General features: G+C 58.4%; 12 protein-coding genes. 6 read left to right on the top strand and 6 right to left on the bottom strand.

Features of this window, described 5'->3' with window-relative positions; genetic code table 11:
- Positions 1-48 precede the first annotated feature (48 nt).
- From ACQRAX_RS02340 to ACQRAX_RS02365, 6 genes are all read left to right on the top strand, one after another.
- Positions 49-1,467 carry a lytic transglycosylase domain-containing protein gene (locus ACQRAX_RS02340; protein WP_412038382.1) on the top strand — a complete coding sequence of 473 codons (1,419 nt, stop codon included), beginning with the start codon at positions 49-51 and terminating at the stop codon, positions 1,465-1,467.
- Between the two features lie 127 nt (positions 1,468-1,594).
- The gene (locus tag ACQRAX_RS02345) at positions 1,595-3,424 is read left to right on the top strand and encodes an extracellular solute-binding protein (RefSeq protein WP_412038443.1); all 1,830 of its coding nucleotides are present in this window, start codon (positions 1,595-1,597) and stop codon (positions 3,422-3,424) included.
- On the top strand, positions 3,421-5,268 hold the full coding sequence (locus ACQRAX_RS02350; protein ID WP_412038381.1) for an extracellular solute-binding protein: 1,848 nt from the start codon (positions 3,421-3,423) through the stop codon (positions 5,266-5,268). Before ACQRAX_RS02345 ends, ACQRAX_RS02350 begins: the two co-directional genes overlap by 4 nt.
- Position 5,269: 1 nt before the next feature.
- A complete protein-coding gene (locus ACQRAX_RS02355; protein ID WP_412038380.1) occupies positions 5,270-6,343 on the top strand; it encodes a microcin C ABC transporter permease YejB in 1,074 nt (357 codons plus the stop codon).
- Between the two features lies 1 nt (position 6,344).
- Positions 6,345-7,364, top strand: coding sequence for an ABC transporter permease (locus ACQRAX_RS02360; protein WP_412038379.1), 1,020 nt, complete (start codon positions 6,345-6,347; stop codon positions 7,362-7,364).
- A gap of 1 nt (position 7,365) precedes the next feature.
- A complete protein-coding gene (locus tag ACQRAX_RS02365; RefSeq protein ID WP_412038378.1) occupies positions 7,366-8,973 on the top strand; it encodes an ABC transporter ATP-binding protein in 1,608 nt (535 codons plus the stop codon).
- Positions 8,974-9,100: 127 nt separating this feature from the next.
- Here ACQRAX_RS02365 and ACQRAX_RS02370 read toward each other — a convergent pair whose 3' ends face one another.
- The 6 genes from ACQRAX_RS02370 to tig all read right to left on the bottom strand — a co-directional run bounded on the left by ACQRAX_RS02370 (position 9,101) and on the right by tig (position 17,570).
- On the bottom strand, positions 9,101-10,972 hold the full coding sequence (locus tag ACQRAX_RS02370; protein ID WP_412038377.1) for a SurA N-terminal domain-containing protein: 1,872 nt from the start codon (positions 10,970-10,972) through the stop codon (positions 9,101-9,103).
- A gap of 195 nt (positions 10,973-11,167) precedes the next feature.
- On the bottom strand, positions 11,168-11,440 hold the full coding sequence (locus ACQRAX_RS02375) for an HU family DNA-binding protein (RefSeq protein WP_010224366.1): 273 nt from the start codon (positions 11,438-11,440) through the stop codon (positions 11,168-11,170).
- A 149-nt stretch (positions 11,441-11,589) separates the two neighbouring features.
- Entirely contained in the window at positions 11,590-13,986 is a 2,397-nt protein-coding gene (gene lon, locus ACQRAX_RS02380; protein WP_412038376.1) for an endopeptidase La, read from the bottom strand.
- Positions 13,987-14,136: 150 nt separating this feature from the next.
- On the bottom strand, positions 14,137-15,420 hold the full coding sequence (gene clpX, locus ACQRAX_RS02385) for an ATP-dependent Clp protease ATP-binding subunit ClpX (RefSeq protein ID WP_412038375.1): 1,284 nt from the start codon (positions 15,418-15,420) through the stop codon (positions 14,137-14,139).
- A gap of 106 nt (positions 15,421-15,526) precedes the next feature.
- Positions 15,527-16,168 (bottom strand): ATP-dependent Clp endopeptidase proteolytic subunit ClpP, encoded by a 642-nt coding sequence (gene clpP / locus ACQRAX_RS02390; protein WP_045188693.1) that lies wholly within the window; start codon positions 16,166-16,168, stop codon positions 15,527-15,529.
- A gap of 91 nt (positions 16,169-16,259) precedes the next feature.
- A complete protein-coding gene (gene tig / locus ACQRAX_RS02395) occupies positions 16,260-17,570 on the bottom strand; it encodes a trigger factor (RefSeq protein ID WP_412038374.1) in 1,311 nt (436 codons plus the stop codon).
- Between the last annotated feature and the right edge of the window lie 273 nt (positions 17,571-17,843).

Raw genomic sequence — 17,843 nt, forward strand, 5'->3', positions numbered from 1 at the left:
GCTTTCTAGAATCGCCCGACATTTTTGCCCGGAACTTTGTCCCAGCCAATGTCGTCGAATAGCCGCAGAACCTTCAATTCCGTCGCCCTGACGCGCCTGGTCCAAGCCAGTGCGCTGGCCCTGGCCGCCACCTTGGTGGGCTGCCAGAGCACCCGTCAGCTCGACGAATCCGAGAGCGTTCGCGCGCACAACTACCAGGCGCGGATGAAGCAAAAGCCGCTGATCGTCCCGGTCAAACAAGCCGAGCAGGAGCCCCAGGATGTCTGGGAGCGCATGCGCCAGGGCTTTGCCCTGCAAGACGACATGGCGGTCAACCCACGCATTGAACAGCAACGCCTGTGGTTCGCCAGCAACCCCTCGTTCCTGGAAAATGCCAGCGACCGTGGCAGCCTGTATATCCATTACATCGTCGAGCGCCTTGAAGAGCGCAACATGCCGCTGGAGCTGGCGCTGCTGCCGGCAATCGAAAGCGCCTACAATCCGATGGCCTACTCCCGGGCCCATGCCGTGGGGTTGTGGCAGTTCATCCCGTCCACCGGCCGTCACTTCAACCTGCGCCAGACCAGCTTCTACGACGGTCGGCGTGACATTACCGCCTCGACCAACGCCGCCCTCAACTACCTGTCGCGCCTGCACGACATGTTCAATGGCGACTGGCTGCTGGCGTTGGCTGCCTATAACGCCGGCGAAGGCACGGTCAGCCGGGCGATCGAACGCAACGAACGGCTAGGTTTGCCGACCGACTACTGGAACCTGCCGCTGCCGCAGGAAACCCGTAACTATGTGCCCAAGCTCCTGGCCCTGTCGCAGGTGGTCATGACGCCGCAAGCGTACGGCATAAACCTCAACCCGATCGCCAACGAACCCTATTTCGAAGCCGTCGCCATCAAGGATCGCCTGGACCTGTCACGTGTAGCAGCGCTGGCCGAGATTGATGAAGACGAGATGTTGCAGCTCAACCCGGCGTTCAAGAAGCGCATGACAGTTGATGGCCCGCAGCAACTGCTGGTGCCGACCGCCAAGGCGCAGCTACTGACTGCCAGCCTGTCGAACATGAAGCCGGATGAACTGCTGTCGCTGCAGCCGAAAAAAGCCGTATTCGAAGCGGCACTGGCCGAGGCCGCACCACGCACTACGACCACTCGCAGCAGCCGCTATCGGGTCAAGCGTGGCGACAATCTGGGCAGTATCGCCAAAGCCAACAGGGTCAGTGTCAAAGACCTGCAGCGCTGGAACAAGCTGTCAGGTCATAGCCTCAAGGCCGGCCAAACGCTGGTCATGCAAAGCGCTCAACCCGTCGGCAAAGCACAGAAAAAATCCACTCAGTACAAGGTACGCAAAGGCGACTCCCTGTACGCAGTAGCCAAGCGCTTCAACGTTGAGATGCAGCACCTCAAACGCTGGAATCCTCGTAGCGGCCACGCCCTCAAGCCAGGCCAGACCCTGACCGTTTACCTCCCGCACTAAGCAACAGGCTCCGCACGATAAGCCGGAGCCTGCCTCACCGCCCGGGCGGCCCTCTTTTTCCAGCCGATACAAGCTGTTACTGTAGCTGGAATAAAGCCCAAGCCGCCTGGATCGGATCGCCGACTTGATACGTCCCCTCCTGTTGCTGTCATTCAGCCTGGTCTTGAGCTTTCCTGCGGGCGCTACAATCAGCGAAAGCCACGGTTACGCCCAGTTCGGCACGCTCAAGTATTCAGCCAAATTCACCCATTTCGACTGGGTCAATCCGCAAGCGCCCAAGGGCGGCACCTTGCGTGCCATGGCATTTGGCACGTTCGACACCCTCAACCCGTATACATTCAAGGGCTCAAGCCCGGTCACCACGCCCAATTTCCTCCAGTATGGGGTCACCGAGCTCAATGAGCCGTTGATGGTCGGCACCGGCCAGTACGACCCCTCGGGCGATGAACCGACATCGAGCTATGGGTTGATCGCCGCGTCCGTGGAGTACAGCGAAGACCGCAGCTGGGTGGTGTTCAACTTGCGCCCGGAAGCACGCTTCCATGACGGCCACCCGATTACCGCCAGCGATGTGGCATTTTCCTATCGCACCCTGCTCAAGGAAGGCCACCCGATCTACCGCACCAACCTGCAGGAAGTGAAGCGGGTCGATATCCTCAACCCGCGGCGTATTCGCTTCGTGTTCAAGCGTGCCGGTAATCCCTTACTGATCCTGCGCCTGGGCGAAATGCCGGTGCTGCCGGCGCACTACTGGAAAGGTCGCGACTTCAAGGCCACCACCTTTGAACCGCCACTGGGCAGCGGCCCCTACCGTATCAGCCAGGTCCAGCCAGGACGCCGTCTGGTGTTCGAGCGGGTCAAGAATTACTGGGGCAAGGACCTGGCAGTCAACCGCGGCAAATACAACTTCGCCCGGGTCGAGTACGAGTTCTACCGCGACAGTGCTGTGGCCTTCGAAGCGTTCAAAGCCGGTGAGTTCGATATCTACATCGAACACCAGGCCAAGAACTGGGCCAACGGTTACAACTTCCCGGCAGTACGCCGCGGCGAAGTGATCAAGGCACAGATCCCGCACAAGATCCCGACTCAGACCCAGGGCCTGTTCATGAACAGTCGCCGTGCGACCTTCAGCGATGCCAGAGTCCGTCAGGCCCTGGGCCTGATGCTGGATTTTGAGTGGACCAACCGGGCATTGTTCAGCAGCGCCTACCGCCGCGCCAGCAGCTATTACCCAAACAGCGAATTCGCCGCCAGTGGCCTGCCGGTGGGCAAAGAGTGGCTATTGCTCGCACCTTTCCGTGAGCAATTGCCGGCGGCGATGTTCACCGAACCCTACACGGTCAGTCACACCGACGGCCGTGGCATCAACCGTCAGACCTTGCGCCAGGCCCTCAACCTGCTGGCCGAGGCAGGATGGAGGCTCAATGGCCAGCGTCTGCTCAACAGCAAAGGCCAGCCACTCAAACTCGAACTGCTGCTGGTCAACCCGAACCTTGAGCGGATCCTGCAACCTTATGTCGAGAATCTTGCCAGCATTGGTATCGACGCGCGCTTGCGCACTGTGGACCGGGCCCAGTACAAACAACGCCTGGACCAGTTCGACTTCGACATGATTCTGATGACCCTGAACCAGACCCTCAGCCCCGGCCTTGAACAATGGTTGTACTTTCACTCAAGCCAGGCCTCGACCAAAGGCAGCAAGAACTATGCTGGCGTGAAAGATCCGGTGATCGATCACCTGCTCGACACCCTGCTCGCCGCCCAAAGCCGTGATGAACAAGTGGCTGCGGCACGCGCCCTGGACCGGACGCTACTGTGGCAGTACTACATGATTCCCAACTGGTACCTGGACAATCACCGCCTGGCCTACCGCAACCGGTTCGCCTTCGTCACCACGCCGCCCTACACCCTGGGGCTCAACAGCTGGTGGATAAAGCCTTCGGAGACCGCCCAATGATGTCACTGCCCCGCCTGCGCCTGAAGGCCTGCGCCCTGCTGCTGACCTGTCTGAGTGCCCAGGCACTGGCCGCCCCGCAACACGCTCTGACCCTGTATGACGAAGCGCCCAAATACCCGGCGAACTTCAAGCACTTCGATTACGTCAATCCGGATGCGCCCAAAGGCGGCACCTTTCGCCAGGCTGGTTTCGGTGGTTTCGACAGCCTCAATCCGTACATCAACAAGGGTGTACCGGCCGACGATATCGGCCTGATCTACGACACCTTGATGACCCAGAGCCTGGACGAACCCTTCACCGAGTACGGCCTGGTCGCTGGTAAAATCGAGAAGGCCCCGGACAACAGCTGGGTACGCTTCTACCTGCGCCCTGAAGCGCGCTTTCACGATGGCCACCCGATTCATGCCGAAGACGTGGTGTTCACCTTCAATACCTTGATCAAACAGGGTGCGCCGCTGTTTCGTGGTTATTACGCCGACGTCGCCGAGGTCATCGCCGAAGATCCGCAACGCGTGCTGTTCAAGTTCAAGCACAACAACAACCGCGAATTGCCACTGATCCTTGGCCAACTGCCGGTGCTGCCCAAGCATTGGTGGGAAGGTCGCGATTTCACCAAGGGCAATCTGGAAGTTCCGCTGGGCAGCGGCCCTTATCAGGTTGCAGAGGTCAAGGCTGGACGCTCGATCCGCTATGAAAGGGTCAAGGATTACTGGGGCAAAGACCTTGCCGTCAATCGTGGCTTCTACAACTTCGATGTCATGACCACCGACTACTACCGCGACAACTCGGTTGCCCTCGAAGCCCTGAAGGCCGGTCAGTTCGACTACCGCCTGGAAACTGCAGCCAAAAGCTGGGCCACCGCTTACGATGTGCCTGCCGTGCGGCAAAAACGCCTGATCCTCGAAGAACTGCCCAATGGCAACCCAACCGGCATGCAAGGATTTGTCTACAACATTCGCCGCCCGGTGTTCGAGGATGTCCGTGTTCGGGAGGCGCTGAGCCTTCTGTTGGACTTCGAATGGACCAACAAGCAGCTGTTCAACGGTGCTTATACCCGCACCCGCAGTTACTTCGAGAACTCCGAAATGGCCGCCCGCGGGCTGCCGGATGAAGCCGAACTGAAGATTCTCGAACCACTGCGCGGCAAAATTCCCGAGCAGGTTTTCACTCAAGCCTTCAGCAACCCTGTCACCGACGGCAGCGGCATGCTCCGCGAGCAGCAACGCAAGGCCTACAAACTGCTGCAGGACGCCGGCTGGCGTATTGTCGACGACAAGATGGTCGATGCGCAGGGCAAGCCGGTATCTATCGAGTTCCTCGTCGCCCAGACCGAGTTTGAGCGCGTGTTGCTGCCGTTCAAGCGCAATCTCTCTGATCTGGGCATTGATCTGGTGATCCGCCGCGTCGATGTCTCGCAGTACATCAACCGCCTGCGCTCACGAGATTTTGACATGATTGTCGGTGGTTTCCCGCAATCCAACTCACCAGGCAACGAGCAACGCGAGTTCTGGCAGAGTGCCGCCGCCGACAACCCCGGCAGCCGCAACTTTATCGGCCTGAAAGACCCTGCCATCGACGGCCTGGTCGAAGACCTGATCAACGCTGACTCGCGCCAGAGCCTGATCGAACACTGTCGCGCCCTGGACCGCGTTCTGCAGTGGGGCTACTACCTGATCCCCAACTGGCACATCAAGACCTGGCGGGTCGCCTACTGGAACCACATAGGTCACCCCAAGGTGTCGCCAAAGTACGACATTGGCATCAATACCTGGTGGATCAAGCCGGATGTCGAGCCGGCAGTGCCACTGACGCCGGACACCACGCCGTCCGAAGAGGCGCACTAGTATGCTGGCCTATATCGTTCGCCGCTTGCTGCTGATCATTCCAACCTTGCTTGGCATCCTGGTCATCAACTTCATCATCATCCAGGCCGCTCCCGGCGGCCCGGTCGAGCAGATGATCGCCAAGCTCGAAGGCTTCGAAGGCGCCACCAGCCGTATCGCCGGTGGTGGTGCCGAGGTCTCGGTAGCGGGCTCCAACTACCGTGGCGCGCAAGGGCTGGATCCGGCCCTGATCAAGGAAATCGAAAAGATGTACGGCTTCGACAAGTCGGCGCCGGAACGCCTGTGGATCATGATCAAGAATTACGCTCACCTGGATTTTGGCGACAGTTTCTTTCGCGATGCCAAGGTCATCGACCTGATCGTCGAGAAGATGCCGGTGTCGATCTCCTTGGGGCTGTGGAGCACGCTGATCATGTACCTGGTATCGATTCCCCTGGGGATCGCCAAGGCCACCCGTCACGGCAGCCATTTTGATGTCTGGACCAGCTCGGCGATCATCATCGGCTACGCGATCCCAGCGTTCCTGTTCGCCATTTTGCTGATCGTGCTGTTCGCTGGCGGCAGCTACCTCGATTGGTTCCCGTTGCGCGGCCTGACCTCGAACAACTTCGATGAACTCAGCACTACAGGGAAGATTCTCGACTACTTCTGGCACCTGGTCCTGCCCGTCACAGCCTTGGTGATCGGCAACTTCGCGACCATGACCCTGCTGACCAAGAACAGCTTTCTCGATGAAATCAACAAGCAGTACGTGGTCACCGCCAAAGCCAAGGGCCTGAGCCCGAACCGGGTGCTGTACGGCCACGTGTTTCGCAACGCCATGCTGTTGGTCATCGCCGGTTTTCCTTCCGCCTTCATCGGTATTTTCTTCACCGGCTCGCTGTTGATCGAGGTGATCTTCTCCCTCGACGGCCTCGGCCTGATGAGTTTCGAGGCGGCGATCAATCGCGACTATCCGGTGGTCTTCGGCACCCTGTTCATCTTCACCCTGCTGGGCCTGGTGGTGAAACTGATTGGCGACCTGACCTACACCCTGGTCGACCCACGTATTGATTTCGGCAGCAGGGAGCACTGAAATGAACCTGTCCCCGCTCAACCGTCGGCGCTTCGAGCGCTTCAAGGCCAATCGTCGTGGCTGGTGGTCGCTATGGCTGTTCCTGATCCTGTTCGGCCTGAGCCTGGGCGCCGAACTGATCGCCAACGATAAACCCCTGGCGGTACGTTACGACGGCGAATGGTATTTCCCGGCCCTCAAGCGTTACCCGGAAACCACCTTCGGCGGCGAATTTCCCTTGGAAGCCAACTACAAGAGCCCCTACATCCGTGAACTGCTGGCCGCCAAAGACAGCTGGGTGCTGTGGGCGCCGATCCCGTTCAGTTACCAGAGCATCAACTATGACCTCAAAGTCCCCGCGCCTGCACCGCCCTCGATGCAGAACTGGCTGGGCACCGACGACCAGGGCCGTGACGTACTCGCTCGAGTCATTTACGGTTTTCGCATCTCAGTGCTGTTCGCCCTGACCCTGACCATTCTCAGCTCGATCATCGGCGTGCTGGCCGGCGCCCTGCAGGGTTTCTATGGCGGCTGGGTGGACCTGGCCGGACAACGTTTTCTGGAGATCTGGTCGGGCCTGCCGGTGTTGTACCTGCTGATCATCCTCGCCAGTTTCGTTCAGCCCAACTTCTGGTGGCTGCTGGGGATCATGCTGCTGTTCTCCTGGATGAGCCTGGTGGATGTGGTGCGCGCCGAATTTCTGCGCGGGCGCAACTTGGAGTACGTCCGCGCGGCTCGTGCCCTGGGTATGCAGGACGGGCCTATCATGTTCCGGCACATCCTGCCCAACGCGATGATCTCGACCATGACCTTCATGCCGTTCATCCTCACCGGTGCCATTGGCACCTTGACCGCTCTGGATTTCCTCGGCTTCGGCTTGCCGCCCGGCGCGCCATCGCTGGGCGAGCTGGTGGCGCAAGGCAAGTCCAACCTACAGGCGCCATGGCTGGGCATCAGCGCCTTCGCCGTACTAGCGTTGATGCTCAGCCTGCTGGTGTTTATTGGTGAATCCGCCCGCGATGCCTTCGACCCGAGGAAATAACATGAGCGACGAAACCTTGATCGAAGTGCGCGACCTGGCCGTCGAGTTTATCTCCGGTGACCAGGTGCAGCGTGTGGTCGAAGGCATCAGCTTCGACATTCGCCGCGGCGAAACCCTGGCCCTGGTCGGCGAGAGCGGTTCAGGCAAGTCGGTGACCGCCCATTCGATATTGCGCCTTTTGCCCTACCCGCTGGCCCGCCATCCGTCCGGGACCATTCGCTACCAAGGGCGCGACATGCTGACCCTGGATGAAAAGCAGCTGCGCGGTATTCGTGGCAACCGCATCGCTATGATCTTTCAAGAACCGATGACCTCGCTCAACCCCCTGCACAACATTGAAAAGCAGATCAACGAGATCCTGTTGCTGCATAAAGGCCTGCGCGGCAAGGAGGCCACTGCACGCACGCTGGAGCTGCTTGACCTGGTAGGCATCCCCGAGCCACACAAGCGCCTTAAAGCCCTGCCACACGAGCTCTCAGGCGGCCAGCGGCAGCGAGTAATGATTGCCATGGCCCTGGCCAACGAGCCGGAGCTGCTGATTGCCGACGAACCGACTACAGCCTTGGACGTCACCGTCCAGTTGAAGATCCTTGAATTGCTCAAGTCGCTGCAGGCACGGCTGGGCATGGCCCTGCTGCTAATCAGCCACGACCTGAATCTGGTCAAGCGCGTCGCTCATCGGGTATGCGTGATGCAGCGCGGCTGCATCGTTGAACAGGCTGACTGCGCGACGTTGTTCCACAGTCCGCAACACCCCTATACACAGATGCTCCTGGGTGCCGAGCCTAGCGGCGGCCCGGCCGATAACCCGGCAGGCCAACCGATGCTCGAGGTTGAAGACCTGCGTGTCTGGTTCCCGATCAAGAAGGGTTTGCTGCGGCGCACCGTCGATCACGTCAAGGCGGTCGACGGCATCAATTTCAGCCTACCCCAGGGGCAGACCCTGGGCATCGTCGGTGAAAGTGGCTCGGGTAAATCCACCCTCGGCTTGGCTATCCTGCGCCTGCTCGGCAGCCGGGGCGCCATTCGCTTTCAGGGCACTGCACTTGAAGGTTTGAATCAACAGCAGGTACGCCCGTTGCGACGGCAGATGCAGGTGGTCTTCCAGGATCCGTTTGGCAGCCTCAGCCCCCGCATGTGTGTCAGCGACATCGTTGGCGAAGGCCTGCGCATTCATCGCATGGGGACAGCGGCTGAGCAAGAACAGGCAATCATTGCCGCCCTACAGGAAGTAGGCCTGGATCCCCAGGCCCGGCACCGCTACCCCCATGAGTTTTCCGGAGGCCAGCGCCAGCGCATCGCCATCGCCCGCGCACTGGTACTCAAACCGGCGTTGATCCTCCTGGACGAACCGACGTCGGCCCTGGACCGCACGGTGCAGCGGCAAGTGGTCGAGCTGTTGCGCTCCCTGCAGAGCAAGTACAACCTGACCTACCTGTTCATCAGCCATGACCTGGCGGTGGTCAAAGCCTTGAGTCATCAGTTAATGGTGGTTAAACAAGGCAAGGTAGTGGAGCAAGGGGCTGCGGCGGATATCTTTGCCGCACCGCAACATACCTATACCCGACAACTGCTGGAAGCTGCTTTCCTGGCACCAGCAAAGGCGTAGAAGCCTGCACCACTGTGAGCGCTAATTGATGGGTCGCCGCAGTCTGACGACAGCTCACTGGCTACACTGGATGTCACAAACAGAAAAGGCCGCTTATGCGGCCTTTTCTGTTTCAAGCGGGGATCACTCAGTAGCGAGTGATGTCCGCTTTGGCTTCCAGCTGTTTGCGGTAAGCGGCAAAGTCCTGCTGACCGGCACGCGAAGCGAGGAAGCGGCGATAGGTCGCTTTCTCTTCTTCGGTGGCCGCAGCACCTTCGTTAACGCCATTCAGACGCAGCACAACCAGGCTGCCATCATTGAGCGCAACGCTGCTGTAGACCGGCTTATCCTTGGCTTCAGGCTTGCTCATGCGGAACACCGCCTGCAGCTCGACCGGATCGATGCCCTCCTGGCTGCGCGAGACCGCTTCCTGGACCTTCCAGCTCTGACCTTCGTGGCCAGCGTCAACAGCGATGCTGCCGTCACGCAAACCAACGATCAGGGCATCAGCCTTGGCTTTCACAGCGGCAGTGGCCTGCTCTTGAGCCAGGTGCTTGCGGATGCTCTCGGAGACCAGTTCCAAGCCCAGTTGCTCAGGCTTGCGGTGCTCTTTGACACGCAGGACCACGATGGTTTCCGGATCCAGTTCGATGGCAGTGCTGTTGGCACCCTCTTCCAGCACCTCAGTGCTAAAAGCGGCCTGGACCACGGCGCGGTTGGCGGTGATGCCTTCGCCACCCTCACGGCCGAACGCCGGAGCGGACTGCACCTTCAGGCCCAGCTCCTGGGCAGGTTGTGCCAGATCGGACGCTTCGAACGCAGCATCTTCGAGCTGCTTGGTCACTTCGACAAAGCGCTGTTCAACCTGCTGGGTTTTCAGCTCACGGGTCAGCTTGTCCTTGAGGCTGGCGAACGTTGGCACTTCAGGGGCCTGCACATCCAACAGCTTGATCAGGTGAAAGCCGTATTCAGTGCGTACCGGCGCCGAGACCTGATCCTTGTTCAGCGCATACAGCGCCTCTTCGAAGGCTGGATCATAAACGCCCTGCCCGGCATAACCGAGGTCACCGCCGTTATTGGCCGAACCTGGATCCTGGGAGAATTCCTTGGCCAGGGTGGCAAAGTCTTCACCTTTGGCCAGACGCTGCTGGATCTCTTCGATCTTCGCTTTGGCCTGAGCTTCGTTCACCTTGTCATTGACTTCGATGAGGATGTGCGCGGCATGACGCTGCTCGGCCAGGTTGGCGATTTCTTTCTCGTACAGCGCCTTGAGCTCGCCTTCATCGACAGTGACCTGATCGAAGAATGCAGATTTCTTCAGCTCGATGTAGTCAATGACCACCTGATCTGGGCTCATGAACTCTTTGGCATGTTGGTCGTAGTGCGCCTTGATCTGCTCGTCGGTAACCTTGACTGCAGCCGGGTCGGCCTTGAAGGTCAGCGAAGCGAAATCACGGGTCTGCTTTTCCAGGCGAGCAAAAGCATTGACCTGGTCATCGGTGACAAAACCGCTGCCGGCCAAGCCCGCGCGCAATTGACCGATAAGCATTTCCTGAGCCAGCATTTCGCGGAATTGCAGACGGCCGTAGCCCATCTGACGAATCACCTGGTCGAAACGCTCGGCACTGAACTTGCCATCAACCTGAAACTCAGGCGTCTGCAGGATCAGTTGATCAAGCGCGGCTTCGGAGAAGGCGAACTTGGCGTCTTCCGCGCCTTGAAGCAGCAGTTTGCGATCGATCAGCCCTTTGAGCGCAGCTTCGCGCAGCATTTTGTCGTCGAGCAGCGACGGATCGAAATCCTTGCCCAGCTGTTGCAACAGCTGCCGACGTTGCATGTCGACCGCCTGGCTCAGCTCGTTCTGGCTAATGGTTTGACCATTGACCTTGGCAGCGTCCTGGCTGTTGGTGGTGGCCTGGAAGATGGCATCGAAGCCGGTCAGTGCCATCAAGGCTACGATGACACCGATGATGGTCTTGGCAATCCAACCTTGTGAATTGTCCCTGATATTCTGCAGCATGCGTCCCCCAGAAACGGTTGTACTGAATGAACCAACCGTGGAGCGTGGGTAGATTCCTGATAGAAGAAAGGCGCATCCGAAGATGCGCCTTCTCGTAACCGACCAAACATCAGGTGCGTTTCAGCGTTTCCCGACATTCAGCAACCAAGCCAGGCATGAGCCTGGCTTGGTTAGGCGTAAGCCTGAAGGAAGGTCTTAGTTGACGGCTTCTTTCAGAGCCTTGCCAGCCTTGAAGCCTGGCTTCTTGGCAGCAGGGATTTCCAGCGTCTTGCCGGTTTGCGGGTTACGGCCGGTGCGCGCTGGGCGATCGGTAACGGAGAAGGTACCGAAACCTACCAGTACCACAGAATCACCTGCCTTCAGGGCGCCGGTGACGGATTCAATTACGGCGTCCAGCGCTTTGCCAGCGCTAGCTTTCGAAATATCAGCAGAAGCGGCGATAGCGTCAATCAGTTCCGACTTGTTCACTCTAAGTCCCCTTATATCTCTATTGAGTTTGTATCTAAGTATGTAATGAAAAGCTAAACAAGCGCTGGGTGGCCTAATGACGCTTAAGTGCCGCTTTTATAACAAGGGCCTGAAAATACTGTCAAGGAAGCCCCCCAGCCAAATACGTACTAATGCGTGCTAATTCGTTCCTTGGAATCGCTGTCGCGCTTTTCATCCTTGGCGACAATCTCCGGAGCCACATCTGGCAAGGGCTCCGGGGCGTATTGCAGCGCAATTTGGAGGACTTCGTCAATCCATTTGACCGGTTTAATCTGAAGATCCTGCTTAATATTCTCAGGAATTTCCTTCAAATCGCGCACATTCTCTTCAGGAATGATCACCGTCTTGATTCCACCACGGTGAGCGGCCAGCAGTTTTTCTTTCAAACCACCGATAGCCAGCACCTGTCCACGCAAGGTAATTTCACCCGTCATGGCGACATCCGCACGTACCGGAATTTGCGTCAGGGCCGAAACCAGGGCGGTACACATGCCAATACCGGCACTTGGACCATCCTTGGGCGTCGCACCTTCGGGCATGTGGATGTGGGTGTCGCGCTTCTCGTGGAAGTCGGCCGCAATACCCAGGCTTCTCGCCCGGCTACGGACAACTGTCTGTGCAGCGGTAATCGACTCGACCATGACATCGCCCAGAGAGCCGGTCTTGATCAATTGACCCTTACCCGGAATAACGGCGGCTTCAATGGTCAGCAACTCGCCACCGACCTGGGTCCAGGCCAGACCGGTAACCTGACCGACCTGATCCTGTTGCTCAGCCAAGCCATAGCGGAACTTGCGCACCCCAAGGAAGTGCTCCAGCTGCTCACCCGTGACCTTGACGGCCACCTGCTTGAGGCCGGAATGCTCCTTGACCACCTTGCGGCAGACCTTGGCGATCTGGCGCTCCAGGCCCCGTACACCGGCTTCACGGGTGTAGTAGCGAATGATGTCGCGAATCGCCGTGACGTCAACTTCCAGTTCGCCCTTTTTCAGGCCGTTGGCCTTGATCTGCTTAGGCGTCAGGTACTTGACCGCGATGTTGATCTTTTCGTCTTCGGTGTAACCCGGCAGACGGATGACTTCCATACGGTCCAGCAATGCTGGCGGGATGTTCATCGAGTTGGAAGTACAGAGGAACATCACATCGGAAAGGTCGTAATCGACTTCCAGATAGTGATCGTTGAAGTTGTGGTTCTGCTCGGGGTCGAGCACCTCAAGCAACGCCGACGCCGGATCACCACGCATGTCGCTGCCCATTTTGTCGATTTCATCGAGCAGGAACAGCGGGTTGCGCACACCAACCTTGGTCATTTTCTGAATCAGGCGGCCCGGCATCGAACCGATGTAGGTACGCCGGTGACCACGAATTTCAGCCTCGTCACGCACGCCACCCAGGGCCATGCGCACGAACTTGCGGTTGGTCGCGCTGGCGATGGATTCCGCCAGGGAAGTTTTACCCACACCTGGAGGACCGACCAGGCACAGCACCGGGCCACGGATCTTCTTCACCCGCTTTTGCACGGCGAGGTACTCAAGGATGCGCTCCTTGACCTCTTCCAGACCGTAATGATCGGCGTCGAGAATCTCTTCAGCCTTGGCCAGGTCCAGGCGCACCTTGCTCTGGGCCTTCCACGGCACCTGCACCAGCCAGTCCAGGTACGAACGCACGACAGTGGCTTCAGCTGACATCGGCGACATCTGCTTGAGCTTGTTCAGCTCGGCCTGAGCCTTGGCGTAGGCATCTTTTGGCAGGCCAGCGGCGTCGAGACGCTTTTTCAGCTCTTCGACTTCGTTGTGGCCTTCTTCGCTGTCGCCGAGCTCTTTCTGAATGGCCTTCATCTGCTCATTCAGGTAGTACTCGCGCTGACTGCGCTCCATTTGTTTTTTGACCCGTCCGCGGATGCGCTTTTCGACCTGCAGCAGGTCAATTTCAGCATCCAGCAGGGCCATGACGTGCTCAACACGGGTGGCCAGGTCGAGGATCTCGAGGATTTCCTGCTTCTGTTCGATCTTCAGCGCCATGTGCGCGGCCATAGTATCGACCAGGCGACCTGGCTCATCGATGCTGTTGAGCGACGACAGCACTTCAGCCGGGACTTTTTTGCCCAGCTGAACGTATTGTTCGAATTGTGACAACAAGCTACGAACGAAGACTTCAGACTCGCGCTCGGCGGTCTGCGACTCGTCAATCAGCGAAACCTCGGCACGAATATGGCCGTCAACTTCGTTGAAACGTTCGACTGCACCGCGCTGCTCACCTTCGACCAGGACCTTGACGGTGCCATCGGGCAGTTTCAGCAGTTGCAGGACAGTGGCAATGGTACCGACGCGGTACAGGGCGTCTTCGCCTGGATCGTCATCAGCGGGGTTCTTCTGGGCCAGCAGGAGGATCTGCTTTTCGCCCGTCATTGCGGCCTCGAGGGCTTCGATGGACTTCTCGCGCCCCACAAACAGTGGGATAACCATGTGCGGATAGACGACGACATCGCGCAATGGCAAAAGAGGCAAGTCGAGGGTGGTCTTCATGATTTCGCCTCTACAGCGGCCTTGTGGCCGGAAACCGGTGGAATATGAGCGTGGAGTTAATGTGGGGGCAGCCCCGCAAAAAAACAAGCTCTACGACAGGAAAAGCAAAGGGGCCCGAAGGCCCCTTGCAGTTTCGAGCCGTTTGGCGACTCAGACGTCGGGTGCAGCTTTGGCTTGCGGCTCGCTGTTCTCGTAAATCAACAGCGGCTGCGAAGAGCCATCGATGACGCTCTCGTCGATCACAACCTTGCTGACATCCTTCTGCGAAGGAATCTCATACATGGTATCGAGCAGGATGCCTTCGAGGATCGAACGCAGGCCACGGGCACCGGTCTTGCGCTCCAGGGCCTTGCGGGCCACGGATTTGAGCGCGTCGCTACGGAACTCCAGGTCTACACCTTCCATCTCGAACAGCTTGGCGTACTGCTTGGTGAGGGCGTTCTTCGGCTCGGTAAGAATCTGCATCAAAGCAGCTTCGTCGAGCTCGTCGAGGGTGGCCAGCACCGGCAGTCGACCGACGAACTCCGGGATCAGACCGAACTTGACCAGATCGTCAGGCTCGACCTCACGCAGCGATTCACCGACCTTCTTGCCCTCCTCCTTGCTGCGCACTTCGGCACCAAAGCCAATGCCGCCGCGAGTGGAGCGGTTCTGGATGACTTTCTCCAGGCCCGAGAAGGCACCGCCACAGATGAACAGGATGTTACGCGTATCGACCTGCAGGAATTCCTGCTGCGGGTGCTTGCGGCCACCTTGCGGCGGTACCGAGGCAACCGTGCCTTCGATCAGCTTGAGCAGCGCCTGTTGCACACCCTCACCCGAAACGTCACGGGTGATCGACGGGTTGTCGGACTTACGCGAAATCTTGTCGATTTCGTCGATGTAGACGATACCCATCTGGGCTTTTTCCACATCGTAGTCGCACTTTTGCAGCAGCTTCTGAATGATGTTCTCGACGTCTTCACCGACATAACCGGCTTCGGTCAGGGTGGTGGCATCGGCGATGGTGAACGGTACATTCAACAGACGTGCGAGGGTTTCGGCGAGCAGGGTTTTACCCGAGCCCGTCGGACCGATCAGCAGGATATTACTCTTGCCGAGTTCGACATCGTCGTTCTTCTTGTCGCGTTGGTTCAGGCGCTTGTAGTGGTTGTACACCGCTACGGCCAGGACCTTTTTCGCACGCTCCTGACCAATCACATATTGGTCCAGGATGGTGCTGATTTCTTTCGGCGAAGGCAGTTTATGCGCGCTGCTCTCGGCCTGGGCTTCTTGCACCTCCTCACGGATGATGTCGTTGCACAGGTCGACGCACTCGTCGCAAATAAATACCGAGGGGCCGGCAATCAGCTTGCGCACTTCATGCTGGCTTTTGCCGCAGAAGGAGCAATAGAGCAATTTGCCGTTGTCCTCGCCGTTACGGGTGTCAGTCATTCGATCGATCCAATCCGGTAGGCTTGCAACACAAGATGAAGGCAATTGTGGGCTTTTTCAAGCCCACAGGTGGCGGGAACGCCCAACCACCTGCTTTGGCGCCTTATCAGACAGCCATTTGCCGCTTGTCGTGTACCGAGTCGATCAGGCCGTACTCGGCGGCACGTTGCGCGCTCATAAAGTTGTCGCGTTCGGTATCACGCTTGATGGTTTCCAGCTCCTGACCGGTGTGGTAGGCCAGCAACTCGTTCAAGCGCGACTTGATGGACAGGATTTCCTTGGCGTGGATTTCGATATCGGTCGCCTGGCCCTGGAAACCACCCAGAGGCTGGTGAATCATTACCCGCGAGTTCGGCAGGCAGTGACGCTTGCCTTTGGCACCGGCAGCGAGCAGGAAAGCACCCATGGAGCAGGCCTGGCCAATGCAAGTGGTGGAAACATCAGGCTTGATGAACTGCATGGTGTCGTAGATCGACATGCCTGCAGTCACCGAACCACCCGGTGAGTTGATGTAGAGATGGATATCCTTGTCCGGGTTTTCCGCTTCAAGGAACAGCAATTGCGCCGCGATCAGGTTGGCCATGTAGTCCTCTACCGGGCCGACCAGGAAGATCACCCGCTCCTTGAGAAGGCGCGAGTAGATGTCATAGGCACGTTCGCCACGAGCGGATTGCTCGATAACCATCGGGACCAAGCCGCCTGCGGCCTGGATGTCAGAGCTCTGCTGATAATAAGAATTGCGGGACATGTCCTGCACTCACTCCCAAATAGTCATGTCTTGAATACGCACAAGCCAGCTCGAAGGCTGGCTTGTGGTGTTTTCCTACGAGAGAAGGAAATCAGTCAGCGGCAGGAGCCTGTGCTGGCTTGATAGCTTCTTCGTAAGAGACCGATTTGTCGGTCACAGTCGCTTTCTGCAGAACAGTATCCACAACTTGTTCTTCCAGCACAACCGAACGCACTTCGTTCAGTTGCTGGTCGTTCTTGTAGTACCAAGCGACGACCTGCTCAGGCTCTTGGTAAGCCGAGGCCATTTCCTGGATCATTTCACGAACGCGGGCTTCATCCGGCTTCAGGTCGTTCTGCTTGACCACTTCAGCGACGATCAGACCCAGCACGACGCGACGCTTGGCTTGCTCTTCGAACAGCTCAGCCGGCAGTTGCTCAGGCTTGATGTTGCCACCGAACTGCTGAACGGCTTGAACGCGCAGGCGGTTCACTTCGTTTTCCAGCAGGGCCTTTGGCACTTCGATCGGGTTGGCAGCCAGCAGGCCGTCCATTACCTGGTTCTTGACCTTGGTTTTGATCGCCTGACGCAGTTCACGCTCCATATTCTTGCGAACTTCGGTGCGGAAACCGTCGATGCCAGTTTCTTTGATGCCGAACTGGGCGAAGAACTCTTCGTTCAGCTCTGGCAGCTTAGGCTCGGAAACGCTGTTGACGGTAACGGTGAACTCGGCGGCTTTGCCAGCCAAGTCCAGGTTCTGGTAGTCCTCTGGGAAGGACAGGTTCAGAACGCGCTCTTCACCCGCCTTGGCGCCTACCAGACCTTCTTCGAAGCCTGGGATCATGCGGCCGGAACCCAGCACCAGCTGAGTACCTTTGGCCGAACCACCGGCGAACACTTCACCGTCGACCTTGCCGACGAAATCGATGTTCAACTGGTCTTCGTTCTGGGCAGCGCGATCAGCGGCTTCGAAACGAACGTTCTGCTTGCGCAGCACTTCCAGCATGTTGTCCAGGTCGGCATCGGCCACTTCGGCGCTCAGGCGCTCGACAGCGATCGAGTCAAAACCGGCAACAGTGAACTCAGGGAACACTTCGAAGATGGCGACGTATTCCAGGTCCTTGCCCTTTTCGAATGACTTAGGCTCGACGGCAGGGGCGCCAGCGGGGTTCAGCTTCTGCTCAACCACGGCTTCGTAGAAGGATGCCTGAACCAGGTCACCGAAGGCTTCCTGACGGGCGGCGTCTTCGTAGCGCTGACGGATCACGCTCATCGGCACTTTACCAGGACGGAAGCCCGGAACCTTGGCACGACGGGCAGTCTGTTGCAGACGCTTGTTGACTTCGGTCTCAACGCGCTCGGCCGGGACGGCGATGGTCATGCGACGCTCGAGAGCAGAAGTATTTTCAACAGAAACTTGCATGGATATTCCTCGTTGCACAGACGTTAGCCGGCGATACCCGACTCCAGAATCAAGGGCAAGCATTCTAGTGGCTCAAAGACCAGAAGTCACCCCGTTCAAGACGACGGGAAAGTACGCCGGTCCATTTCATTTACAGCCCCCGGCAAAAACCTTGCCCAGCGGCGCTCAAGACCCGCTACCCAAGGCCTGCACACCACCCTCGATCAAGGTGACGAGCGCAACCTCAGCCAGCCAGAAATACTTGTCAAAATTCTACGAGAACGAACACCAGCG

The organism is Pseudomonas sp. UM16 (genome assembly GCF_050312595.1).
Taxonomy (GTDB): Bacteria; Pseudomonadota; Gammaproteobacteria; order Pseudomonadales; family Pseudomonadaceae; genus Aquipseudomonas.